The sequence below is a fragment of the Pseudomonas sp. D3 genome (assembly GCF_029320995.1).
Taxonomy (GTDB): domain Bacteria; phylum Pseudomonadota; class Gammaproteobacteria; order Pseudomonadales; family Pseudomonadaceae; genus Aquipseudomonas; species Aquipseudomonas paraveronii.
This window is the reverse complement of record NZ_CP119772.1, coordinates 5,438,268-5,459,072: the sequence shown is the minus strand read 5'-3', so window position 1 is coordinate 5,459,072 and position 20,805 is coordinate 5,438,268. Positions and strand designations below refer to the sequence as shown.

The following is a 20,805-nucleotide window of genomic DNA, read 5'->3' as shown; positions in this document are numbered from 1 at the left end:
ATTTCGATCCAACCTGCTGCCACGGTCCAAATGTGGGAGGGGGCTTGCCCCCGATGGCGGTGTTTCAGCCAATGTATCTGGCGACTGATCCAGCGCAATCGGGGGCAAGCCCCCTCCCACTTTTTTAGATGTATTCGAACAACGACATCTTCTGCAGGCTGACGAAGGTCTGCTGCGCCGCCTGCAGTGCGACTTGCAACGCGGTGTACTCGGTGACCGATTCGGTGTAGTCGGCATCCACCAGCCCCGACAGGCGTTCGGTGTAGCTCAGTGCCAGGTCGTCGCCGATGGTGTCGAGTACCTCCAACTGGTTAAGCCGCGAGCCGACGGAGGTTTGCACCGTGAGCACGTTGTCCTGGGCGTTGCTCAGTTGGCGGCTGGCGGTGGACAGTGTGTTGTTCAGGTTGGCTTGGTCGGCGTCGGTTTCCACCGGGGTTTGCAGCACCGAGATCAGGTTTTTCAGGCTGGCGAACAGGTCCGGGTCGGCGTCGGCGGCCTTGCTTACGGTAATCGAGTCGCCGTCCACTGGGGTGCCGCTCAGGGTCAGGGACAGGCCGTTGACTTCCAGGGTATCGCCCGAGGTGTACGCCACCGGGGTGGCGCCGTCGAGGCTGTATTGCGCGGTGCCGTCGGCGGCGGTGCTGAAGGTCAGGCTGAAGCCGGTGCCGTAATTGGCGTCCTGGGTATCGGTAATGGTCGGGCCGCTGAAGGTCACGCTGCCGCTGTTGTCGCCGGCCTCGGCGATAAACCCCGCCGAACTGCTTACCGAGAGGAAAATCGTCGCCCCGGTATCGCCGCTGGCCATGCTCTGGGTGGAGCTGACCTGTTGTTTGATCGCGTTGTCGTCGCCCTGGTACACCAGATCGCCATTGGCATCGGCGGCAAACGCCGGGCTCTGGCTCTGATAACCGGAAAACAGATAGTTACCGTTACTGTCCGTGGCGTTGGCCAGTGTCACCAGGGTGTCGTACACCCCTTGCAGCGAGGTGGCGATGGACTCGCGGTCGGCGTCGCTCAAGGTGCCGTTGTTGGCTTGCACGATCAGCGCCTTGGCGCTGGTGATGGCATCGTTGATGCTGTCCAGGGTGCTTTCTTCCTGGGACAAGGACGTGCTGATGGTGCTGCGCGAGTCAGCATATTGCGTATTCGCGGCGATGGCCTGGCGCACGTTGACGGCCTGGGCGGCGGCCAGCGAATCATCCGAAGGGTTGACCACCCGGGTGCCGCTGGACACTTCCTGGGCGGAGTCCTGGTAGGCGCTTTCCTGGGCGAGCATCGAGTTCAGGCTTTGGTTGTAAATCGTCGCACTGCTGAGGCGCATGGCGTCGCTCCGCTCAGAAAGTTATCAGTTGATATCGAGGAGGGTGTCGAGCAGGGACGTACCCACTTCGACTACCTTCGCGCAGGCCTGGTAGTACTGTTGGTAGACGATCAGGTTGGCCGCCTCTTCATCCAGGTTTACCCCCGATTCCGACTGTTGCAGCGAGGTCAGTTGCTCGGTGAGGCCCGACTGGGTTTCCAGTTGCCCGGCGACCCTGCTGGCGGTACTGCCCACGTCGCTGACCAGTGCCGAGTAGGTCTGGCTGAGGGTCTTGCTGCCGCCGACGATGCTGTCGGTTTGCAGGTTGAGCATCGCCAGGGCGTTGCTGTTGTCGCTGCTGCCGGTGGAGGTGCCTGCCGCGATCAGGCTGCCGTCGCCGGTCAAGGTGCTGAAACTGCTGGCGGCGTTGCGCGTGGGCAGTACCAGGAAACTGTCGCCGTTATCGGCGGTGCCGCTGATGGCCACGTTCATGCCGGCGAAGGTCAGGGTGCCGTTGTTGGCGTCGTAGGTCGAGGTGACGCTGGCGCCGGTGTCGTTGCGGGTCACCGTGTAGCCGTCGGTGTCGGAATACTTGACGGTGTAGTCGGTAGCACTCAGGGCGCTGACATCGTCGGTAAAGGTCGCGCTTAGCGTGGCGTCGCCGGTGTTCTTGGTGTTGCCATAGATGCTCGGGTCATCCACCGAAAAGAATGCACTGCCGGTGTCGCCATTCAGGTCGATACCCGAGGCTTGCAAGCTGTTGAAGGCTTGGGTCAGGCTCACTGCCAGGATGCCCAACTGGTTTTGCGCGTCGTTCAGGCTGGTGTCGCGAAAATCCATCAGGCCGCCCAGGGAGCCGCCTTCGAAGGTGGAATCGTCGAGTACGGTGGTGTGGCCGGCGGCGTCGACGTAGGTGACTGCAGTTTGGGTCGGGTCGCTGGCTGAGACGGCGGTTTGCAGATCGAAGCTGTCATTGCCCGACACCAGCGCCAGGCCGTTGCTCAGCGCCACGTTGTAGCTGCCGTTGCTTTGGGTGGTGACGTCCACGTCCACCAGTTCACTGAGCTGGCTGACCAGCAGGTCGCGCTGGTCGAGCAGGGCGTTGGAGGTCGAACCCAGGGCGTCGGACAGGCTGATCTTTTTGTTGAGGCCGGCGATCTGTTCGGTGAGGTCGTTGACCTGGGTGACCTGGTCGCCGATCTGGCTGTTCACGTCGCTCGCCATGTCGTCCAGGTAGCTGCCCAACTGGGTGAACTGCGAAGTCAGGGTTTGTGCGGCGCCGACCACTTCTTCGCGCGCGGCGGTGTCGCTGGCGTCGGAGGTCAGGGTCTGGATCGATGAGAAGAAGCCTTGCATCAGGGTGTCGAGGCTGGCGTCGCCATCGGCCAGCAGGCTATCGATCTGGTCGACTTCGGTCTGGTAGGTCGACAGCGCGCTTTCGGTGCTGATAGAGCCATTGAGTTGGCTGGTGACGAATTGGTTGTACTGGCGGTCGACGCTGGCGATCTGCACGCCGCTGCCCGAGGTGGACTCGGAGAAGTTCGCCACCTGCAAGGTGTAGCCCGCCGTGTAGGCGTTGGTGGTGTTGCTGCTGCTGGTGCTGAGGGCGATCTGCGCGGCGGTCAGGCCGCTGACGCCAATGGAAATAATGCTCATCGAGAAGCTCCTGGGCTACATGGTTGGCACTATCGGCCCGGCGAAAGGGCAACTTGACCCCTGTTCTATAAATCGTTTTGCAACTGCGCCACTTCCGGCACGTTGCGCAGCGGACCGATGGTGGCCATCACCGAAATCAGCTTCTGCGCATAGCGCGGGTCGGTGGCGTAACCGCCCTGTTGCAACGCGACGGCGGCCTGGGGCGCATCAATGGCATTGCGCACGGCGGCATAACCGGGGCGGTTGCGCATCAGGCGCGCATAGTCGTTGAAGGCAGCGTCGTCGGAGGTATAGACACGAAACGCTTCCAGCTGTTTTTGCGCTTGGGCGTCGGTGTATTCGGTGGTCATCACCTGGGTTGTCGCGCCTTGCCACTGGCCGCCGGCCTTGATGCCGAACAGGTTGTGGCTGTCGGCACCCTGGGCGGTGGTGATGGTGCGTCGGCCCCAGTCGGTTTCCAGGGCGGCTTGGGCCAGGATCAGCTCGGCGGGCACGCCACTGGCGCGGGCGGCCTTTTGCGCCGGTTCGCTCAAGCGCGCGATAAATGCCTGTACATGCTCGGGCTGGTCCTTGTCGGCGCCGCTGACTTCGCGGCGTTTCCAGGCATCGAACGCCGGGCTCGCAAACGGCGAGGGGCGTGATGGCGGCAGGTCGAGGAAGGCCGCGGTGGCGCTGTCCAGTTCAGGCGCTTGCCGGGAGGTGTAGCCGCTCAGTTGTCGGGTCAACTGCTCGGCCAGGCCGATACCTTTGCCCGCCAGGCTCTGGGCCCACTGTTGGTCGAGCATCTCGGTGTACATCTCGGTCTGCGAGTTATTCGACATCTGCGATTTGGGCACCGCCGCGCGCATGCTTTTGAGCATCATCTGCAGGAACAGCGCCTCGAACTGCTTGCTGGCTTCCTTGAGCCCCGAATGCGGGTCCAGGTGCGCACTGTTGCGCAGCCGGTCCAGGCCCTGCACATCCAGGGCAAAGCCATCGGTGCTTTTCATCAGATGATCTCCAACTCCGCTCGCAACGAACCGGCGGCCTTGAGTGCCTGCAGAATCACCATCAAATCCTGCGGGGTGGCCCCCAGCGCATTCAGGCCCTTGATCACGTCCATCAGGTTCGCCGTGCCTTCGAGCAAGTGCAGCGAACCGCCTTGGGACTCGATGGAAATATTGCTCTGGGAGCTGGTCGCCGTCTGGCCGCCACTGAAGGCGCCGGGCTGGCTGACCGTGTTGGTGGTGTCGATGATCACCGACAAATTGCCGTGGGCCACGGCGGCGCGGTACAGCTTCACCGAGCTGTTGAGCACAATGGAGCCGGTGCGCGAATCGAGGATCACCTTGGGGCGCGCCTGGATCGGCAGTACTTCGATACTCTCGATGCGTGCCATGAAGTTGGTGCGCTCGTTGGGCGACCCCGGCGCCTGGATTTCGATCATCCCGCCGTCCACGGCCGACGCCACGGTACGGCGCATTTCCAGGTTGATCGCATACACCACGCGCTGCGCCGTGGCCGAGTCCGGTTCATGCAGGGACAAACCGAGCAGGCCGTGGTCGTTATTCAAATTCAGCGCCACCGTGCGCTCGATAATCGCGCCACGGCTGATGCGCCCGCCGGCCAACTGGTTGACTGTCACGCTGCTGCCGTTGGCCGAGGCGCCAGCGCCGCCCACCAACAGGTTGCCCTGTGCCATGGCGTACACCTCGCCGTCGGCGCCCTTCATCGGGGTCATCAGCAGGGTGCCGCCGCGCAGGCTTTTCGCGTTGCCGATGGACGACACCACCACATCGATCTGCTGCCCCGGGCGCGATAGGGCCGGCAGGCTGGCGGTGACGATCACCGCTGCGATATTGCGCATCTGCATGTTTGCACCGGCCGGCAGGGTCACGCCCAGTTGCGACAGCATGTTGGTCAGGCCCTGTTCGGTGAACGGGCTCTGGGTGGTCTGGTCGCCGCTGCCATCCAGGCCGACCACCAGGCCATAGCCCACCAGGTTGTTGGGGCGGATGCCGGCGAAGTCGGCGATGTCGCGAATCTGCTCGGCGTGAACCGTGGCCCCCAGCCACAACGGGCAGCTCAGCAGCAGGTTGCGCAACGTTCGGGCGGCTCTAGTGAACATGGCGTGGGTACTCAGAAAGGGGAAACGTTGAGGAGGATGCGATGGAGCCAGCCCATCCGCTGCGCTTCGTTGATGTAACCATCGCCCACGTACTCGATGCGCGCCTGGGACACCTGGGTCGATGACACGGTGTTCTCGCCGGTGATGCTGCGCGGGTTGACCAGCCCGGAAAAGCGGATGAACTCGGTGCCCTGGTTGATCGCGATCTGTTTGTCACCGCGCACGCGCAAATGCCCGTTGGGCATCACCTGCATCACTGTCACGGAAATCGTGCCGGTGAACGAGTTGTTCGCCTGGGAACCGCCGGCGCCCAGGAAGTCATGCGTCGTCGAAGCATCCAGCCCAAAGGAGCCGACCTGGCTGGCCCGGCTGGAGGTGGTCGCCAGGCTCAGCCCCGTGGAACCGGCGCGGCTGGCATTGGAGGATGAGTTCTTGCTGGCGCTGACCTGTTCTTCCAACTGGATGGTCAGGGTGTCGCCGACCATGCGCGGGCGGCGGTCTTCGAACAGCGGCTGCGAGCGGCTGCTCTGGTAGATCGAGCCGTTGGCCAGGCGTGCGGGGTAGCCCTGCGCCTGGACTTCTTCGTCGGGCACCACCGGCTTGTGGGGCAGTTGATCGCAGCCGGCGAGGGCCAGCAGACCGACCAGAAGATACTTGTGAGCCATAAAGTGAGTCTCGAACCGGGCGCTCAGAGCTGGGTCAGACGCTGGAGCATCTCGTCCGAGCTTTCGACGGCCTTACTGTTGATTTCATAGGCACGCTGGGTCTGGATCATGCCGACCATTTCTTCCACCACGTTGACGTTGGAGGTTTCCACGTAGCCTTGGGACAGCGTGCCGCCGCCGTTGAGGCCCGGCGTGGTTTCGGTGGGCGAGCCCGAGGCGTCGGTTTCCAGGTAGAGGTTCTGGCCGATGCTTTCCAGGCCGGCCGGGTTGATGAACAGCGCCAGGTTCAATTGGCCGACCTGGGTCGAGGCCGAGGCGGCGGGCGTGGTCACCGAGACGATGCCGTCGCTGCTGATCGTGATGGCTGTGGCGTTGGCCGGGATGGTCACGCCGGCCGACAGCTTGTAGCCGTTGGAGGTGACCATCTCGCCATTGGCATCGAGCTGGAAGCTGCCGTCACGGGTGTAGCCGGTGCTGCCGTCGGGCATATCCACCTGAAAGAAGCCCAGGCCGTTGATCGCCAGGTCCTTGGAGTTGCTGGTCTGCTCCAGGTTGCCCTGGGTGTGCAAGCGCTCGGTGGCGACTTCGCGCACGCCGGTGCCCACCTGCAAGCCGGAGGGCAGGCGCGTGTCGGTGCTGCTCTGCGCGCCGGGCTGGCGCACGTTCTGGTACACCAGGTCTTCGAACACTGCCCGCGAGCGCTTGAAGCCGTTGGTGCTGACGTTCGCCAGGTTGTTGGCGATCACGTCCATTTGCCCTTGCTGGGCTTCCAGTCCGGTTTTCGCGGTCCACAGTGATCGGATCATCGTTCGGTTCCTTGTCTATTCAACCGGGAGGTCAGCCCTGCAGGGAAAGCAGGTTGTTGGCGCTCTTGGCGTTTTCGTCGGCGGTGCTGATGGCTTTCATCTGCATGTCGTAGCGCCGTGAGTTGTCGATCATCGCGACCATGGCGTTGGTCGGGCTGACGTTGCTGCCTTCCAGCGCACCGGGGGCCACGCGCAGGCTGTCGTCGGCCGGCAGCGGCTGGGCGTTTGCGGTGCGGAACAAACCGTCGGTGCCGGCCTGCAAGGTGCCGGGCAACGCCGACACCAGCTTCAACTTGCCCACCGGGCTCAGGCCGCGGGGTTCCATGCCCAGCTCACGCACGCTGATGGTGCCGTCGCTGCCCAGGGTGACCTCGCTGCCCAGCGGCACGGTGACCGGTCCGCCGTCGCCGATCACCGGACGCCCGCCCACGGTCATGGCGCCGGTGCCGTCGACCTGCAGGTCACCGCGCCGGGTGTAGGCTTCCTGGCCGTCGCCGGTCTGCACCGCGAGCATCACGTTTGTGCCAAGGGCCACGTCCAGCGAGCGGTCGGTATGCACGATCGGCCCTTCGCTCCAGTCCACGCCCACGCCGTTGGCGGCCACCGACACGCGGGTCGGCGAGCCTTCGCCCGCCACCGGCGAAGACTGCATCTGCACCAGTTGCGCACGAAAGCCCGGGGTGACGATATTGGCCAGGTTGTTGGCCACGACGGCCTGCTGTTCGAGCGCCTGATTGGCCCCGCTCATGGCCGTGAAGAGCATGCGATCCATAGGGTCAGGAACCGATATTCACGGCTTGCTGCAGCACTTCGCTTTGCGCCGTTACCGACTTGGCGTTCGCCTGGAAGTTGCGCTGGGCAATGATCAGGTTGACCAGTTCGGCGGTCAGGTCAACGTTGGAGTCTTCAGTGGTGCCGCTCAGAATCGAACCCATCGAACCGCTGCTGGCCACGCCGAGCAGAGCCTGGCCGGAGGAGGAGGTGGCCAGCCAGGTGTTGTCACCGTTGGCTTTGAGGCCGTTTTCATTGCTGAAGGTGGCCAGCTGGATCTGGTCGATGTTTTTGGTCTGGTCGTTGGAGTAGGTGGCGACCACCGTGCCGGTCTCGTCGATGCTGAAGCTCACCAGGCTGCCGGAGGTGTAGCCGTTCTGGGTAATGTCGGACACCGCCGAGTCGTTGCCGAACTGAGTGGTGCCGGTCAGGTCCAGGGTCACCGACAGGCTGGCCGCGCCGTTGGCCGGGTCGTAGGTATAGGTGCCGGTTTCGCCGCTGGTGATCAGGCCGCTGGAACTGAAGCTGACGGTCTGGGAGTCGGTCAGCAGGTTGCCGTCGATCGCGGTGTGTACGTCCCAAGTGTTGTCGGCGGTTTTGCTGAAGTACAGGGTGCTGGTGTGGCTGATGCCCAGGGAGTCGTAGAGCGGCGTGCTGGTGGAATAGGAGTAGGTCGACGAGTCGGTCTGGTCGAACGTGGCGGTGATGACGTCTTCGCTGGCGTCCAGGTTCAGCTCGGCGTCCAGCTCGGTGCTGGCGCTGGCTTGCATGCCGGTGGTGGGGATCTGGATCACGCCGTTGACCCCCAGCAGTTGATCGCCGGCAGCGTTTTCCAGGTAGCCGTCGGCAGTCAGGGTCAGCTGGCCGTTGCGCGAGTACACGGTTTGCGTGCCGTCGGAGAAGGTGAAGAAGCCATCACCGTTGATCGCAAGGTCCAGGGCGTTATCGGTGGTGGTCAGGCTGCCGGATTCGAAGTTCTGCACCACGCCCGAGACCTGGGTGCCCAGGCCGACGTCGGCGCCGGAGTACACATCGGCGAACTGCGTGGTCGAGCTTTTGAAGCCCACGGTCTGGGAGTTGGAAATGTTGTTGCTGACCACGTTGAGGTCGGTGGACGCTGCCGACAGACCACTGAGTGCTTGGGAAAACGCCATGGTGTTTCTCCTTCGTTAGGTAGAGGGTCAGAGGACAAGACTGATGTCGCTGAGGGCGACGTTGTCGTTGACGCCTCCTAGGTCCAGTGCGACTTGGTTGCTGCTGTCGGTGGTCACGCCGGTGACCAGCGCGTATTTGAGGGCGGTGTTGGCCACGGCGACGTCGTCGGTGGTAGCGCTGATGGAGAAGGTGTAGGCGCCGTCGGCGGCGGTGGTGCCGTCGTCTTGCAGGCCGTCCCACGACAACGACTGGGTGCCGGCGCTCATGCTGCCTTCGTCCAGGGTGCGCACGACGGTGCCGGTGCTGTTTTTGATGGTGACGCTGACGCTGTCTGCATCGCCGTCCAGGGTGACGCCAAACGTAGTCGCCACGCCGCTGTCGACCTGAATCACGTTGCCGTCGATCAGCACGCCATTGCCCACCAGGGCCGAGGCTTGCAGGGTTTCGGCGGCGCTGATCTGGCCGGAGATGCCTTCCAGAGTGCTGGTGACTTCTTCGATGCTGCTGATGGTGCTGATCTGCGCCAGTTGGGTGACCATCTCGCTGTTGTCCATCGGGTCGGTGGGGTCCTGGTTCTGCAACTCGGTGGTCAGCAGCGTGAGGAACTGGTCTTGCAGATCGTCCGCCGCCGAGGTGCTGCTTTCGGCGGTGGTGCTGGTGCTGTTCATGGTCGACAGCACTGAGCTGGCAATCGTACTGGTCATGGTTTACGCCTCACCTAGGGTCAAAGTTTTCAGCATCATTTCCTTGCTGGTGGACATGACTTCGACGTTGGCCTGGTAAGAGCGCGACGCGGAAATCATGTTGACCATTTCGCCCACCGGCTCGACGTTGGGCATGGTCACGTAGCCCGACTCGTCGGCCAGCGGATCGCCGGGGCGGTATTCCTGGCGCATCGGCGAGCCGTCTTCGACCACCTGGCTGACGCGCACTCCACCGATGCTGCTGCCCGCCTGGTATTGCGACTCGAACACCACCTGCCGCGCCCGGTAGGCTTCGTTGTCCGGGCCGCTGGTGGTGTCGGCGTTGGCCAGGTTGCTGGCGGTTACGTTCATGCGCTGGGACTGGGCGCTCAGCGCGGAGCCGGCGATATCGAAAATGCTGAACATCGACATGGTGGTTTCCCTGGGTTATTCGGACTGCATGGCGGTCTTGAGCGACTGCAGGCGACTGCTCAGAAAGGTCAGGCTGGCCTGGTACCGCACGGCGTTATCGGTGAACTGCGCGCGCTCGCGGTCCATGTCCACGGTGTTGCCGTCCAGGCTTGGCTGGTCGGGCACGCGGTAGAGCAGGTCGCGGCTGGAGACGCTGCTGGAGTCGGCGTGCAGGTGGCGGTCCGAGGTGGTGGCCAGGGTCATGCCGCGGCCCTGGGTGTGCGATTTTTGCAGGGAGCTGGCCAGTTCGGCGCTGAAGTCAAAATCCCGCGCGCGGAAGTTGGGTGTGTCGGCGTTGGCGATGTTATTGGCCAATACCTGCTGGCGCTCAGCCCGCAAACTCATTGCGTCCTGCTGAAAGCGCAGCTCGTTATCGAGCTTGTCGATCATGGTTGCGGACCTGTGCATCAAATAAATGAACGGCTCGCAGGTTAGTCCCAAGGCCGGCTAGGCAAAGGCCGAAACAGGCGGCTATTTGACGACCAATTCAGGCCTTGCCTTGTCGGCGGGGCGACTAGAATTCTGCGCTGGGTAGCGCGGAGGGCGGGATCGATGACAAGACGGATGTGGGGCTTGATGGGCCTGTTGTGCTGCACCCTGGCCCAGGCGGATGGCCTGCAGGACCAGGTGCGCGAGGTGATTGCGCCACGCTTGCCCGCGCGCTCCCAGTTGGTCGCGGTGGACATCGGCCAGCCGGCAGCGCGCATCGCGGCCTGCGCACATCCACGGCCATATCTGGTGCGCCCGGAGCAAAGCGTGATCGGTCGAGTGGCCGTGGGCGTGCGCTGCCTGGACGAGGTCGCGGGTTACCTGCAAGTCAGCGTGCGGGTGGTCGGCGACTATGTGGTCAGCCGTCAGCGCATCGCCGCGGGCGAGGTGATCAAGGCCCCGATGCTGGAACTCAAGCGCGGCCCGCTGGAACGCCTGCCCAAAGGCAGTGTGTTCGAGCCATCGCAGATCATCGGCCGCCAGGCCAGCCGCAACCTAAGCCGGGGCATGGTGATCACCACAAATCACGTGCGCGAGCGTTGGTTGGTCGAGCGGAACGCCCGCGTGGTCCTGCAGGCCCAGGGCGCTGGCTTCAGCATCAGCCGCGAAGGCAAGGCACTGGATAACGGCGGCCTGGGCAGCACCGTAAGGGTCGTGGGCAACGATGGCAAAATGCTCAACGCCCAGGTGGTAGGCCAGAATGAATTGCTGCTGCGTTACTGATTTTTTCAGCGAAACCCGATTACCGGTCAAAGTTTGCCGTCGCGATTGCCGATAGTTGACCCAACCACAGCCAATTGAAGCCTCTAACGTGAAAATCATAAGTGCAAACCTGACCAACACCCTGGCGCCCGCTGACAGCAAAGCAGGCGGTAATCAACGCGTTGAAGTGCAACCCCTCGAAGCCACCCTCGACGACGGTGTGCAAGTCTCCAGCAGCACCGCCAGCTCGCAGGTCGCGACGTCGGCGGACGTGGACATGGAGAAGGTCGCGGCGCTGCGCCAGGCCATCGACAGTGGCACCTACCAGGTCAGCGCGGATTCGATCTTCGACGGCCTGGCCGCAAGCGTGCGCGAAACCCTCCCATGAGCGTTGGTCGATGAGCAGCAGGTGCCTATGAGTCTGGCTAAACACTTGGCGTTGCAGCAGCAGGCGATTGTCGAGCTGGTTGACTGGCTGGAACTGGAACGGCGTGCATTGGCCCAGGCCAAGGTCGACGGTGAAAAACTGCAGGAACTGACCGCGTGCAAGCAGGCGGCGTTGCAGAAGCTGGAGCAGTTGGAAGCGATTCGGTCTGGGGCGCAGTTGAAGCTCGGCTATGGGGCAGGGCGGCAAGGGGCGCAGAGGGCGGCGCAGGATGCTGATTGCCTGGCGGCTTGGCGGGAAGTGCAGGCGCTGGCGCGGCGGGCGCGGGAGGTCAATGTTGCCAATGGTGAGGCGCTGAGGCAGCGGATGGCGTGTAACCAGCGGATTGTTGGGTTTCTTAATCGTATTGGCGGTAACAAGTTGTATGGGCCGGATGGGCGGACGCAGCGAAGTGATGGGTGAGCTGGACGCGGGTGGTTTTTCTCCCGCGCCGCGCCCGCTGATCAGCCCGGCTTCTCAATACGAGCTCGCCGTGTTGAGGGACTCAGAATTTTACATTGAAGCCGGCATACATCGATCGAGGCGCCGCAGGGGTGGTTGTTTGCGGATTTGATAGCCCAAGCGACGGGATGTCGCCCACGGCCGCGAAAGTACCGTAGGTGGCATATTTGCGATCAAGGGCATTGTCCAGTTTTGCGAACAGTTTGATTGTTTTGGTGAGCTGATAATCGCTGTGGACATTGAACACCGCGTATCCGGCCAACTTGGCATTCTGGTTTGAATCGTCGCCAACATAATACTGGCTGCTGTTGGTGATCATGTCTGCGCCCACGGTCAAGGCAGGTGTCAATTTATAATCCCCGCCCATCTTCAATTGCCATGGCGAAATACCGGGGATTTTTTCGCCTCGGGCGACAGCAATATTGCCGTTGGCATCGGCTTGAGGATTGTTGGCCGACGTCAGGCTCAGGTTGGATTGGTAGGTTGCATCGACATAGGCCAGCGTCGTGTAGGCAGACCAGTCGGAAGTTCGGTACTGGACGTAGGCATCGATACCCTGGCGACGGGTTTTGCCCGCATTCACATAGTAGCCATAGCCTGGGACCAGGCTGCTGGGCTGGCTGACGATGTCATCGGTGTTGTTAGTCCGGAAAGCGCCGAGTTTCCAGTCAATCGTCGAGTCGGCGCCCACCGTGCTGTGACCACGAAGACCTGCCTCGTATGTTTTTGAGACCACCTGTTTCAGGGTTGGGTCTGACACCAGGAAGCCTTCGAGCAAGCAGGGTTTCGCCGGGTTTGCGCAACCCAGTTCGAGCGGTGTGGGGGCACGGTTGGCTTCGGAGTAGCCGCCGTACACGGTCAGGTCTGGCGTCAGCTTGTAGGTGAGGCCGGTGAGCGGGTTCAAGCGAGCGTAGCGATGATCACCGGTGAGTTCGGGGGAGTTCCCCAGCGCGTCATTCAGGTTGATCTGAGCGATATTCAGCCGCGCACCGAGCGTGGCCGACAGGCGATCGGTGATGTCGAGCGTATCGGAGGAAAACAGCCCCTGATACGTATTCTTCGCTCTCAGCCTGACCGGTTGAATCAAGCCGTCGCTGGTTTGATACGTGATTCCGGAGCCGATTACGTAAGGATCTATTGTGGTGTCCGGTATCGTCCCGAGCTCATTGCTTCCGGAAAACGACAGGCTGGAGTAGTCGATGTTGGCGCCTGCCACGAAATGATTGTTCAGCTTCAGGAGCGAGCCGTCATACGTGGTCTGGAGAGAGGCGCCGACGGTGTCGGAGTCGACGTGAGTGCGGTCTATTGACCCGGCGATCCCCTGGTTCAATCCGGAGCCAGGCAGCAAGTTCGATGATAGGTTTTCTCCGCTCCTGGCGTTCTGCGTGGCCGCGTCGCCAAGGCATAACTGCGTTGGGTCGCCCGCACATGCAGCCACATCGGAGGTGTTGCCATCGACATGTTTCTGGTCGAAATGGCGCACGTAGATATTGCTTTGCACCGCCCAGTCGTCATTGATCGAAACCTTGCCGTTAAGGCCGATCATCAACATGTTGTTTTCGGTTGTCTGGGGAAACGTGTAGACGCTCGAGTATTTTCGGGCCAGTTCCTCGACTGGGGTCGGGCCAATGACCCCCAGCGTGTTCGACGCGCCCGAGAGGCTTAGATGGAACTCACGTTCGTCGTCCTTGTAGCCAAGGTCGGTGTAGAACCGCTTGATCCTCGAAGAGGAGTGATCGCGCCAGCCGTCTTCATGGATTTCTTCACCGGAGGTGTAGAAGGCCCAGTTGTCTTTTTGGGCGCCGTATTGCAGAGAGCTGCCGATGCGTCCGAATGATCCTCCTGTGACCTCGGCTTCCAGTCCGTCATAGGTGAAGCCGTTCTTCAGTTGCAGATTGATCGCCCCGCCGAGGGCGTTGAGTCCGAAGACCGGATTGCTGGTCCATACGTCAGCACGGTCAATGGCCACGGTGGGCACCAGGTCAAAATTCACGGTATCGCCAAACGCTTCGTTGATACGCACGCCGTTCAGATAAACGGCCAGCCCCTGCGGGGTTCCTTGCATAGCGGAGGCTCTGAAGCCACGCAAATTGATGTCCTGCGAGAACGGGTTGCCCTGGACATCGGAGATCTGAAGGCCTGGGGTCTGTTGAGAGAGCGTGTCTAATACTGAGGCTGATTTATTGCGGTCGAAATCGTCGGCAATCAGCGATTGAGTATCGGTCGGCACTTTATCCCGATCGATTGAGTCGCCGGCGACGGGCGAACTGCCGATGACTTGGATCGTCGGCAATTCCGTTTCTTGCGCGTGCGCGAAAATGGGGACGTAAATGCAGGCCGAGCAGAGGAGCATACGTTTTAACGTCTGGTGCATGGTCGGCCTGCGTATTTGTTTTTATTTTTTTCGCAATTTACCAATACGTATAACCCCGGACTTCGGGGGACACTTGATAAAGCGCGAGGGGGTATGAAAACCATATTCCTGACGTGACAAATACGTCAACGCCTCTTTGCAAAATCACGACCTATTAATAGGGGAGTTAAGACTTTTGGATGAGGCGATGTGTTGTTTTCGGTATTGCGGTAATAAGCATGAACAGGTTAGTTGGCTAACTATAACCGCCAACGTTTTCCTCCTTATGCCCATGGCAGGTGTAAGTGCCGGTGCGGTCTACATTGCAGTGCCGTTGACGGGGAGTGATACACGCCTGTTATCAGGCGCAGAGATTGGGATAGGGCGAGCCTTTTATTCGGCTTATGATCATGGATGAATAAACGGCGTTTCTATAGGGAGGCCCTGATGGCCACTGCACATGTTTTCATCGCCGTCAGCCTGGACGGCTTCATCGCCCGGCCAGATGGCGACATTGACTGGCTTTTGCAGCGTGATGATCCGAATGAAGATCACGGCTACTGCGCCTTCATTGCCGACAAGGATGTAATCGTGATGGGGCGAGGCAGCTATGAGAAGGTGCGGACCTTCGACACATGGTTCTACGACCGGCCCGTAGTGGTTCTGTCTGAACAACTGGCCGCTACGCCCGTGCCCGAGGCGCTGAAGGGCACGCTGCGTTTCTCAAACCTCGCACCAGGGGAGCTGATGGCCGAACTGACGAGGCAAGGCGTGCATCGTGTCTATGTCGACGGCGGGCAGTTGGTGCAATCCTTCCTGCGCGATGGGTTAGTCGCCGATATGGTGATTACCACTGTTCCCGTACTGATCGGATCGGGAAGGCGATTGTTTGGGGCCCTGAAGAAGGACATTGGCTTGGAACTGGTATCCAGTTGCAGCTTTCCTTCGGGGTTGGTGCAGTCTACCTATCGGTTGACTGTATGACCGGTTCGCGAGGATGTTCGATCTAGAGCAATGAGGGAAAAGGGGGGGCGGATTTATTTGCCGAGGCCGATTCTCGTGGACGTTGGCTTTTCTTCTGGCTGGCAGTGAGTTAAGGGGCGACTTCTGCCGGATATGACCGGCAGAAATCGACCGATTCTGTTGAAAAAGTCGGCTTCGAATTCCACGGCAGAAAAGTACGCGCCTGAGATTGAAATCTGAGTTTTTGGCAGAAGGTTCAGGACTCGGATTTAACGTAGCAGCGTGCAACAGAGGTGTTTTCATCCATCAATTTCGAGTGTTTTGGGAAAACCGACTTTTTCAACACAATCGGCCGTAAACCATTTCGAGTGAAGAGAATTAACTCGTCTGATTTTCACCTGTGCAGCTAGATCAATGATGGACTTTAACGAATGCTGCGTTAGGGATATGGGCTCTTATCGCTTGCTCGATTTTGCGTCATGCCATGCAGCTGCATGGCATAACGATAGTGGCTGGTGAATGCGATGCGCTCACGCCCCTAAACAATGCGGCACGCGGGAGTTGAGTTACAGCGCTCGCACTGGAATGCAGATGTCGCAGCTAAACTCACCGGTGTGTGGGTCAAGTGCCGTGGTCGCAGAAAACATCTCGAAGCAAGGCCTATCGTCGCATTGTAGTCCGCTGGACGGCATCCATTCACGCGTCAGCCATATCCAGGCGTTACCTAAAACCTTAGCTTTCCCTTTGAAACTCGCTACGGCATAACGGCCGCCCGGCAGAGCTAGAATATCGACCTGGCCGCTAGCAACAAAATGTGCCGGTACTTCGACGCAAGCGTCGTAGCGGCACTTGTTGGCTGGAGTGAGAGACGGGTCGTCATGACCTATGCCATAACACGTTTCATCACTGAGGCCATTTGAGTGCATCCACGGCGCAATGGTACCGCGCCAAAATTCGCCGATGGCGGGCCCATATGGACCGATCAATCGTTGATACGCGACGCGTGCTTTTGGTAAATCAATGATACGTACATCCATGGCACAAGTTTCCGTTAGCCGATAAGAGACGTCAGATTCACCGAGCGCGGGCTCGCCTTCCTGATGGATATTGCTGAAGACCTGATCAGGATTGCTCTCTTGGTTGCCTGGTTGCTGTCCGATCGCGGACGCCTGCATTTTCAGCCGCTGAAGAGTCGTGGAGCGCCAGGTCGATGGCGTGCAGCCGAACTTGAGTTTGAAGGCTCGCGCAAACGCTTCGCCCGAGTGGAAGCCGGTGGCCAACGCTGTTTCAAGTACTGTTTCATGGCTACCACAGGACAGCCGGAAGGCCGCCTTCTCGAGCCGTCGACGCTGTGCGTAACTGCCAAGCGTTTCGCCCATCCATGCGGCGAAAATTCGATGAAAATGGAAGCGCGAGAAATTGGCGATGTCGGCTAACTGCGCGCCATCTAACGGCTGATCGAGGTGAGCATCGATGTAGTTGAGTACACGATTTATCCGTCGCGCGTACTCAGCGCGGGATACTTGCGCAGAAGGCTTGGTCGTCATGTTAGCTATTCTAAAAATCACCGTTCATGTGGCTGTTGAGCCGTTGAGCTCCTGCGATAACCGCAGCGCGTTCTTCGTTTCTTTCTCGGCAGCCTGCTGTTCCAGCGTAGGCCAATCCGTAGCAAATGTATCGAGTTTGAACTGTTGGCAGAGCGCTTAAAGCGGCATGTCAATCCAAGGAGACAGCATAGGACCAGGCACTTCAACGGTCATCGGGTTTGTGAAATAACGCCACCCATGTATTGATTTAAATCGCGAAAATCCTTAACGCTCCATGAGTGCGGCGATAGCTTTACTCCATTCTCTCGCAAGGTTCTTGGAATTAAGTCGCCATTTGGGCGAAGTATTATCGAAGACACTATCACGCCCGGATAATCATTTAATCGTTTTTTGAAAGCGAGCGTTGTTAGATCAGGAGTCGGCGGATTACTTTTTTTAGCCAGCGGTCCTGTTGCTTTGAGATCCATTCCATGGCACATGCTGCATCGCTGTAGATAGAGATTTTTTCCATTAGCATTATCCGCGAAGGATAGTGATGTTTGAGTCAGCGACAAAATTCCTAGCGAAGCGATGAGCAATACTTTCATTGTTTTTATCTTCCTTGATTGGATCGGCGTTGATTGGACGCGATTGGGCGCGCGGGAAAGATATCAGCCATCGCGTCTGCGCACACTGTCATTTCTGATGCCCATTAAACCAATACGTTTTCCCGGAAGTAATCGGGGGCAGACCCCGGTTGTTTCCTGCATCTGGGGGGGAATCGGCGTGGTTCGCTAACCCCGAGCGACCTAATGGAAACTTTTCGCCACAGATACTGACTTTCAACCCCAATCGCTCCTGCGCTAACTTCCTCCCCGTCGCTTCCAACCCAGCGACCAGACTTGAGAATCCGAGAAACAATAGGCTCACTATATTAGGAGCTTAAGCCATGAGTATTTCTGACAGGCCATACCCCCGCAATCCCAAAACCCACACCTCCGCCCATCCAGGAGGTGTCCAATGATCAACCTACCCCTCAACAAAACCCTAGGTGTCATCACCTTTTCCACCTGTGGCAAACTGCCCAACCTTCACCGGCTATTCCGCGTCAATTCCGGCGTGCCCATCCGCGATGCCCTGGAGCATGCCTCCGAGTTGCTGCGCTGTTCAAAACTGCTGGCGTTGGATGCCGCCATGGACACGGGCGCGGATCGTTATGCCTGGGCGGCGCATTATTTGGGGGAGATGGCAAAGGCGGTGGTGGATGATTTGGCGAATGGGGTGTTGCCCAATGGGGTGATGGAGGAGGGAGACGTGGCGGGTATTTAGTCTGGTGGTTTGAGGGCGTTGCGGCTGACGCTATCGCAGGCAAGCCAGCTCCCACAGCGGGCCGTGTTTCAAGTTGAGGGAGCGGTGGCCAGGGATTTTGTCGGTTGCCCACTTTTCGACAGGCGAAAAAAAAGACCTTGAATTTCAAGGTCTTTTTTTAAGATGGTGCCCCGAGGGAGAATCGAACTCCCACTTCTTTCGAAAACGGATTTTGAATCCGCCGCGTCTACCAATTCCGCCATCAGGGCTCAATGGCGGCGAAGTATAGAGATGAGATTACCGTTGGTCAATCACGTTTCATGGTCAATTTTGACTATTTCCGCTAGACTTCCCGGCCCTGCTAGACGAACCCCATCATGCGCGTTGCTGACTTTACTTTTGAGCTCCCTGATTCGCTGATCGCTCGCCACCCTTTGGCCGAGCGTCGCGCCAGTCGACTGCTGACCCTGGACGGGGTGAGTGGTGCCCTCGCACACCGTCAATTCACTGATTTGCTTGAGCATTTACGCCCAGGCGATTTGATGGTGTTCAACAATACCCGTGTGATTCCGGCGCGGCTGTTTGGCCAGAAAGCCTCCGGCGGCAAGCTGGAAATTCTGGTGGAGCGGGTGTTGGACAGTCATCGCGTGCTGGCCCATGTGCGTTCCAGCAAGTCGCCGAAACCGGGTTCGACCCTGCTGATCGATGGCGGTGGCGAAGCCGAGATGGTGGCGCGCCATGATGCGTTGTTCGAGCTCAAGTTTGCCGAGGAAGTGTTGCCGCTGCTGGAACGCGTCGGCCATATGCCGTTACCTCCTTATATAGACCGCCCCGACGAAGACTCGGACCGCGAGCGCTATCAGACGGTCTACTCCCAGCGCCTCGGCGCCGTGGCCGCGCCGACGGCCGGGCTGCATTTTGACCAGCCGTTGCTGGATGCGATCACCGCCAAGGGCGTCGAGACTGCGTATGTGACCCTGCACGTGGGGGCCGGGACGTTTCAGCCGGTGCGTGTGGATAACATCGAAGACCACCATATGCACAGCGAATGGCTGGAAGTCAGCCAGGACGTCGTGGACGCGGTCAACGCGTGCAAGGCGCGCGGCGGACGGGTTATTGCCGTGGGCACCACCAGCGTGCGTTCCCTGGAAAGCGCGGCGCGTGATGGCGTGCTCAAGCCGTTCAGTGGCGACACCGATATCTTTATTTACCCTGGCCGGCCGTTTCATGTGGTCGATGCCCTGGTGACCAACTTCCATTTGCCGGAATCCACGCTGTTGATGCTGGTGTCGGCATTTGCCGGTTATCCGGAAACCATGGCTGCTTATCAGGCCGCCATCGACAATGGATACCGTTTTTTCAGCTACGGTGATGCGATGTTTATCACCCGTAATCCGGCGCCGACTGCCCCTAAAGAAGCGGGCCCCGAGGAACAACTATGAGCCGTATGTCGTTTGAATTGCTGGCCACTGACGGCAAAGCCCGTCGCGGTCGCCTGACGTTCCCGCGCGGCACCGTCGAGACCCCGGCATTCATGCCTGTGGGCACCTACGGCACCGTCAAAGGCATGATGCCGCGCGACATCGTCGCCACCGGCGCCGAGATCATCCTCGGCAACACCTTCCACCTGTGGCTGCGCCCGGGCACGGAAGTGATCAAGAAGCACGGCGACCTGCATGACTTCATGAAGTGGCAAGGCCCGATCCTCACTGACTCGGGTGGTTTCCAGGTGTTCAGCCTGGGCGCGATGCGCAAGATCAAGGAGGAGGGCGTGACCTTCGCCTCGCCGGTCGACGGTTCCAAAGTGTTCATGGGCCCGGAAGAGTCGATGCAGGTCCAGCGCGACCTGGGCTCCGACATTGTGATGATTTTTGACGAATGCACGCCGTACCCGGCTGATGAAGACGTCGCGCGGGTTTCCATGGAGTTGTCGCTGCGTTGGGCCCAGCGCTCGAAGAACGCCCACGGCGACAACACCGCGGCGCTGTTCGGTATCGTCCAGGGCGGCATGCATGAAAGCCTGCGTAAACGCTCGCTGGAAGGCTTGGACAAGATCGGCTTCGACGGCCTGGCCATCGGCGGTCTGTCGGTAGGTGAGCCCAAGCACGAGATGATCAAGGTGCTGGATTACCTGCCGGGCCTGATGCCGGCTGACAAACCTCGTTACCTTATGGGCGTTGGCAAACCGGAAGATCTCGTAGAGGGTGTGCGCCGCGGTGTGGACATGTTCGATTGCGTGATGCCAACCCGTAATGCCCGCAATGGGCATCTGTTCATCGATACAGGCGTGCTGAAGATCCGTAACGCGTTCCATCGCCATGATGATTCGCCGCTCGATCCCACCTGTGACTGCTACACCTGCCAGAACTTCTCCCGTGCTTATCTGCACCATCTGGACAAGTGCGGGGAAATGCTGGGTAGCATGTTGAATACCATCCACAATTTGCGTCACTACCAAGTCCTGATGGCTGGTTTGCGCGAGGCTATTCAACAGGGTACATTGGCCGCCTTCGTCGATGCCTTCTATGCCAAGCGCGGGCTCCCTGTGCCGCCCTTGGACTGAGTTTTCCGACCCTAAGATTCACTATTTGCAACTGGAGTGCTAAATGAGCTTTTTTATCTCTAACGCCATGGCTGATGCCGCTGCGCCTGCTGCTGCCGGCCCCCTGGGCGGTGGTTTCGAGTGGATTTTCCTGGTCGGCTTCCTGGTCATCTTCTACCTGATGATCTGGCGTCCACAGGCCAAGCGCGCCAAAGAGCAGAAAAACCTGCTCGGCAGCCTGCAAAAAGGTGACGAAGTTGTGACGACCGGCGGTATCGCGGGCAAGATCACCAAGGTTTCCGACGCTTTCGTGGTTCTGGAAGTCTCCGACACCGTAGAAATGAAGTTCCAGAAGGGCGCCATCGCCGCCACGTTGCCTAAAGGCACGCTCAAAGCGATCTAAGTTCCAACCTTTACCAATC

The 20,805-nt window shown here is 60.0% G+C and carries 22 protein-coding genes and 1 tRNA gene; 8 read left to right on the top strand and 15 right to left on the bottom strand.

The annotated features are described in order from the left end of the window. Positions 1 to 124 precede the first annotated feature (124 nt). From flgL to flgB, 11 genes are all read right to left on the bottom strand, one after another. Positions 125 to 1,321 carry a flagellar hook-associated protein FlgL gene (gene flgL / locus P3S72_RS25205; protein ID WP_276194768.1) on the bottom strand — a complete coding sequence of 399 codons (1,197 nt, stop codon included), beginning with the start codon at positions 1,319 to 1,321 and terminating at the stop codon, positions 125 to 127. Between the two features lie 24 nt (positions 1,322 to 1,345). Beyond that, a complete protein-coding gene (gene flgK, locus P3S72_RS25200; protein WP_276194767.1) occupies positions 1,346 to 2,956 on the bottom strand; it encodes a flagellar hook-associated protein FlgK in 1,611 nt (536 codons plus the stop codon). Between the two features lie 65 nt (positions 2,957 to 3,021). Next, positions 3,022 to 3,945 (bottom strand): flagellar assembly peptidoglycan hydrolase FlgJ, encoded by a 924-nt coding sequence (gene flgJ, locus P3S72_RS25195; protein ID WP_276194765.1) that lies wholly within the window; start codon positions 3,943 to 3,945, stop codon positions 3,022 to 3,024. Then, entirely contained in the window at positions 3,945 to 5,063 is a 1,119-nt protein-coding gene (locus P3S72_RS25190) for a flagellar basal body P-ring protein FlgI (protein WP_276194763.1), read from the bottom strand. Before P3S72_RS25190 ends, flgJ begins: the two co-directional genes overlap by 1 nt. 11 nt (positions 5,064 to 5,074) lie before the next feature. Then, positions 5,075 to 5,728 carry a flagellar basal body L-ring protein FlgH gene (locus P3S72_RS25185; protein WP_276194762.1) on the bottom strand — a complete coding sequence of 218 codons (654 nt, stop codon included), beginning with the start codon at positions 5,726 to 5,728 and terminating at the stop codon, positions 5,075 to 5,077. Between the two features lie 23 nt (positions 5,729 to 5,751). Further along, complete coding sequence (gene flgG, locus P3S72_RS25180) at positions 5,752 to 6,534, bottom strand: flagellar basal-body rod protein FlgG (RefSeq protein ID WP_276194760.1); 783 nt, start codon at positions 6,532 to 6,534, stop codon at positions 5,752 to 5,754. Between the two features lie 31 nt (positions 6,535 to 6,565). Beyond that, positions 6,566 to 7,306: a flagellar basal body rod protein FlgF gene (locus tag P3S72_RS25175; protein ID WP_276194759.1), complete on the bottom strand. Its 741-nt coding sequence runs from the start codon at positions 7,304 to 7,306 to the stop codon at positions 6,566 to 6,568. A gap of 4 nt (positions 7,307 to 7,310) precedes the next feature. After that, positions 7,311 to 8,459: a flagellar hook protein FlgE gene (gene flgE, locus P3S72_RS25170; RefSeq protein WP_276194758.1), complete on the bottom strand. Its 1,149-nt coding sequence runs from the start codon at positions 8,457 to 8,459 to the stop codon at positions 7,311 to 7,313. A 27-nt stretch (positions 8,460 to 8,486) separates the two neighbouring features. Beyond that, positions 8,487 to 9,164 (bottom strand): flagellar hook assembly protein FlgD, encoded by a 678-nt coding sequence (locus P3S72_RS25165; RefSeq protein WP_276194757.1) that lies wholly within the window; start codon positions 9,162 to 9,164, stop codon positions 8,487 to 8,489. Positions 9,165 to 9,167: 3 nt separating this feature from the next. After that, positions 9,168 to 9,575, bottom strand: a complete 408-nt coding sequence (flgC, locus tag P3S72_RS25160) for a flagellar basal body rod protein FlgC (RefSeq protein ID WP_101272877.1) — start codon at positions 9,573 to 9,575, stop codon at positions 9,168 to 9,170. Positions 9,576 to 9,590: 15 nt separating this feature from the next. Next, positions 9,591 to 10,004 (bottom strand): flagellar basal body rod protein FlgB, encoded by a 414-nt coding sequence (gene flgB, locus P3S72_RS25155; RefSeq protein WP_247407945.1) that lies wholly within the window; start codon positions 10,002 to 10,004, stop codon positions 9,591 to 9,593. A gap of 162 nt (positions 10,005 to 10,166) precedes the next feature. On the opposite strand from flgB, the gene flgA reads away from it, so the two are divergent. From flgA to P3S72_RS25140, 3 genes are all read left to right on the top strand, one after another. Then, complete coding sequence (flgA, locus tag P3S72_RS25150) at positions 10,167 to 10,826, top strand: flagellar basal body P-ring formation chaperone FlgA (protein WP_276194756.1); 660 nt, start codon at positions 10,167 to 10,169, stop codon at positions 10,824 to 10,826. A gap of 88 nt (positions 10,827 to 10,914) precedes the next feature. After that, positions 10,915 to 11,193 (top strand): flagellar biosynthesis anti-sigma factor FlgM, encoded by a 279-nt coding sequence (gene flgM, locus P3S72_RS25145; protein ID WP_247399303.1) that lies wholly within the window; start codon positions 10,915 to 10,917, stop codon positions 11,191 to 11,193. A gap of 27 nt (positions 11,194 to 11,220) precedes the next feature. Next, positions 11,221 to 11,652, top strand: a complete 432-nt coding sequence (locus P3S72_RS25140; RefSeq protein WP_247399298.1) for a flagellar protein FlgN — start codon at positions 11,221 to 11,223, stop codon at positions 11,650 to 11,652. An 82-nt stretch (positions 11,653 to 11,734) separates the two neighbouring features. Here the strand turns inward: P3S72_RS25140 and P3S72_RS25135 are convergent, their stop codons facing one another. Next, positions 11,735 to 14,065 carry a TonB-dependent receptor gene (locus P3S72_RS25135; RefSeq protein WP_276194755.1) on the bottom strand — a complete coding sequence of 777 codons (2,331 nt, stop codon included), beginning with the start codon at positions 14,063 to 14,065 and terminating at the stop codon, positions 11,735 to 11,737. Positions 14,066 to 14,491: 426 nt separating this feature from the next. Between P3S72_RS25135 and P3S72_RS25130 the strand changes: the two genes are divergently transcribed. Beyond that, complete coding sequence (locus tag P3S72_RS25130) at positions 14,492 to 15,028, top strand: dihydrofolate reductase family protein (RefSeq protein WP_276194754.1); 537 nt, start codon at positions 14,492 to 14,494, stop codon at positions 15,026 to 15,028. Positions 15,029 to 15,573: 545 nt separating this feature from the next. Here P3S72_RS25130 and P3S72_RS25125 read toward each other — a convergent pair. Together P3S72_RS25125 and P3S72_RS25120 are read right to left on the bottom strand one after the other, a co-directional pair. Beyond that, entirely contained in the window at positions 15,574 to 16,554 is a 981-nt protein-coding gene (locus P3S72_RS25125; RefSeq protein WP_276194753.1) for a GyrI-like domain-containing protein, read from the bottom strand. Positions 16,555 to 16,763: 209 nt separating this feature from the next. Beyond that, positions 16,764 to 17,141 (bottom strand): c-type cytochrome, encoded by a 378-nt coding sequence (locus P3S72_RS25120; protein ID WP_276194752.1) that lies wholly within the window; start codon positions 17,139 to 17,141, stop codon positions 16,764 to 16,766. Between the two features lie 412 nt (positions 17,142 to 17,553). Between P3S72_RS25120 and P3S72_RS25115 the strand changes: the two genes are divergently transcribed. Continuing rightward, positions 17,554 to 17,862, top strand: a complete 309-nt coding sequence (locus P3S72_RS25115) for a DUF3077 domain-containing protein (RefSeq protein WP_276194751.1) — start codon at positions 17,554 to 17,556, stop codon at positions 17,860 to 17,862. Positions 17,863 to 18,025: 163 nt separating this feature from the next. On the opposite strand, the gene P3S72_RS25110 is transcribed toward P3S72_RS25115, so the two are convergent. Then, positions 18,026 to 18,110: transfer RNA gene (locus P3S72_RS25110), tRNA-Leu, on the bottom strand. A 108-nt stretch (positions 18,111 to 18,218) separates the two neighbouring features. On the opposite strand from P3S72_RS25110, the gene queA reads away from it, so the two are divergent. Genes queA through yajC form a run of 3 tightly spaced genes read left to right on the top strand, consistent with a single transcriptional unit; the run spans position 18,219 to position 20,786 of the window. Continuing rightward, entirely contained in the window at positions 18,219 to 19,283 is a 1,065-nt protein-coding gene (gene queA, locus P3S72_RS25105) for a tRNA preQ1(34) S-adenosylmethionine ribosyltransferase-isomerase QueA (protein ID WP_276194750.1), read from the top strand. A gap of 5 nt (positions 19,284 to 19,288) precedes the next feature. Beyond that, positions 19,289 to 20,404, top strand: a complete 1,116-nt coding sequence (gene tgt / locus P3S72_RS25100) for a tRNA guanosine(34) transglycosylase Tgt (protein WP_276197995.1) — start codon at positions 19,289 to 19,291, stop codon at positions 20,402 to 20,404. Positions 20,405 to 20,447: 43 nt separating this feature from the next. Then, a complete protein-coding gene (gene yajC, locus P3S72_RS25095; RefSeq protein ID WP_076017553.1) occupies positions 20,448 to 20,786 on the top strand; it encodes a preprotein translocase subunit YajC in 339 nt (112 codons plus the stop codon). Positions 20,787 to 20,805 lie beyond the last annotated feature (19 nt).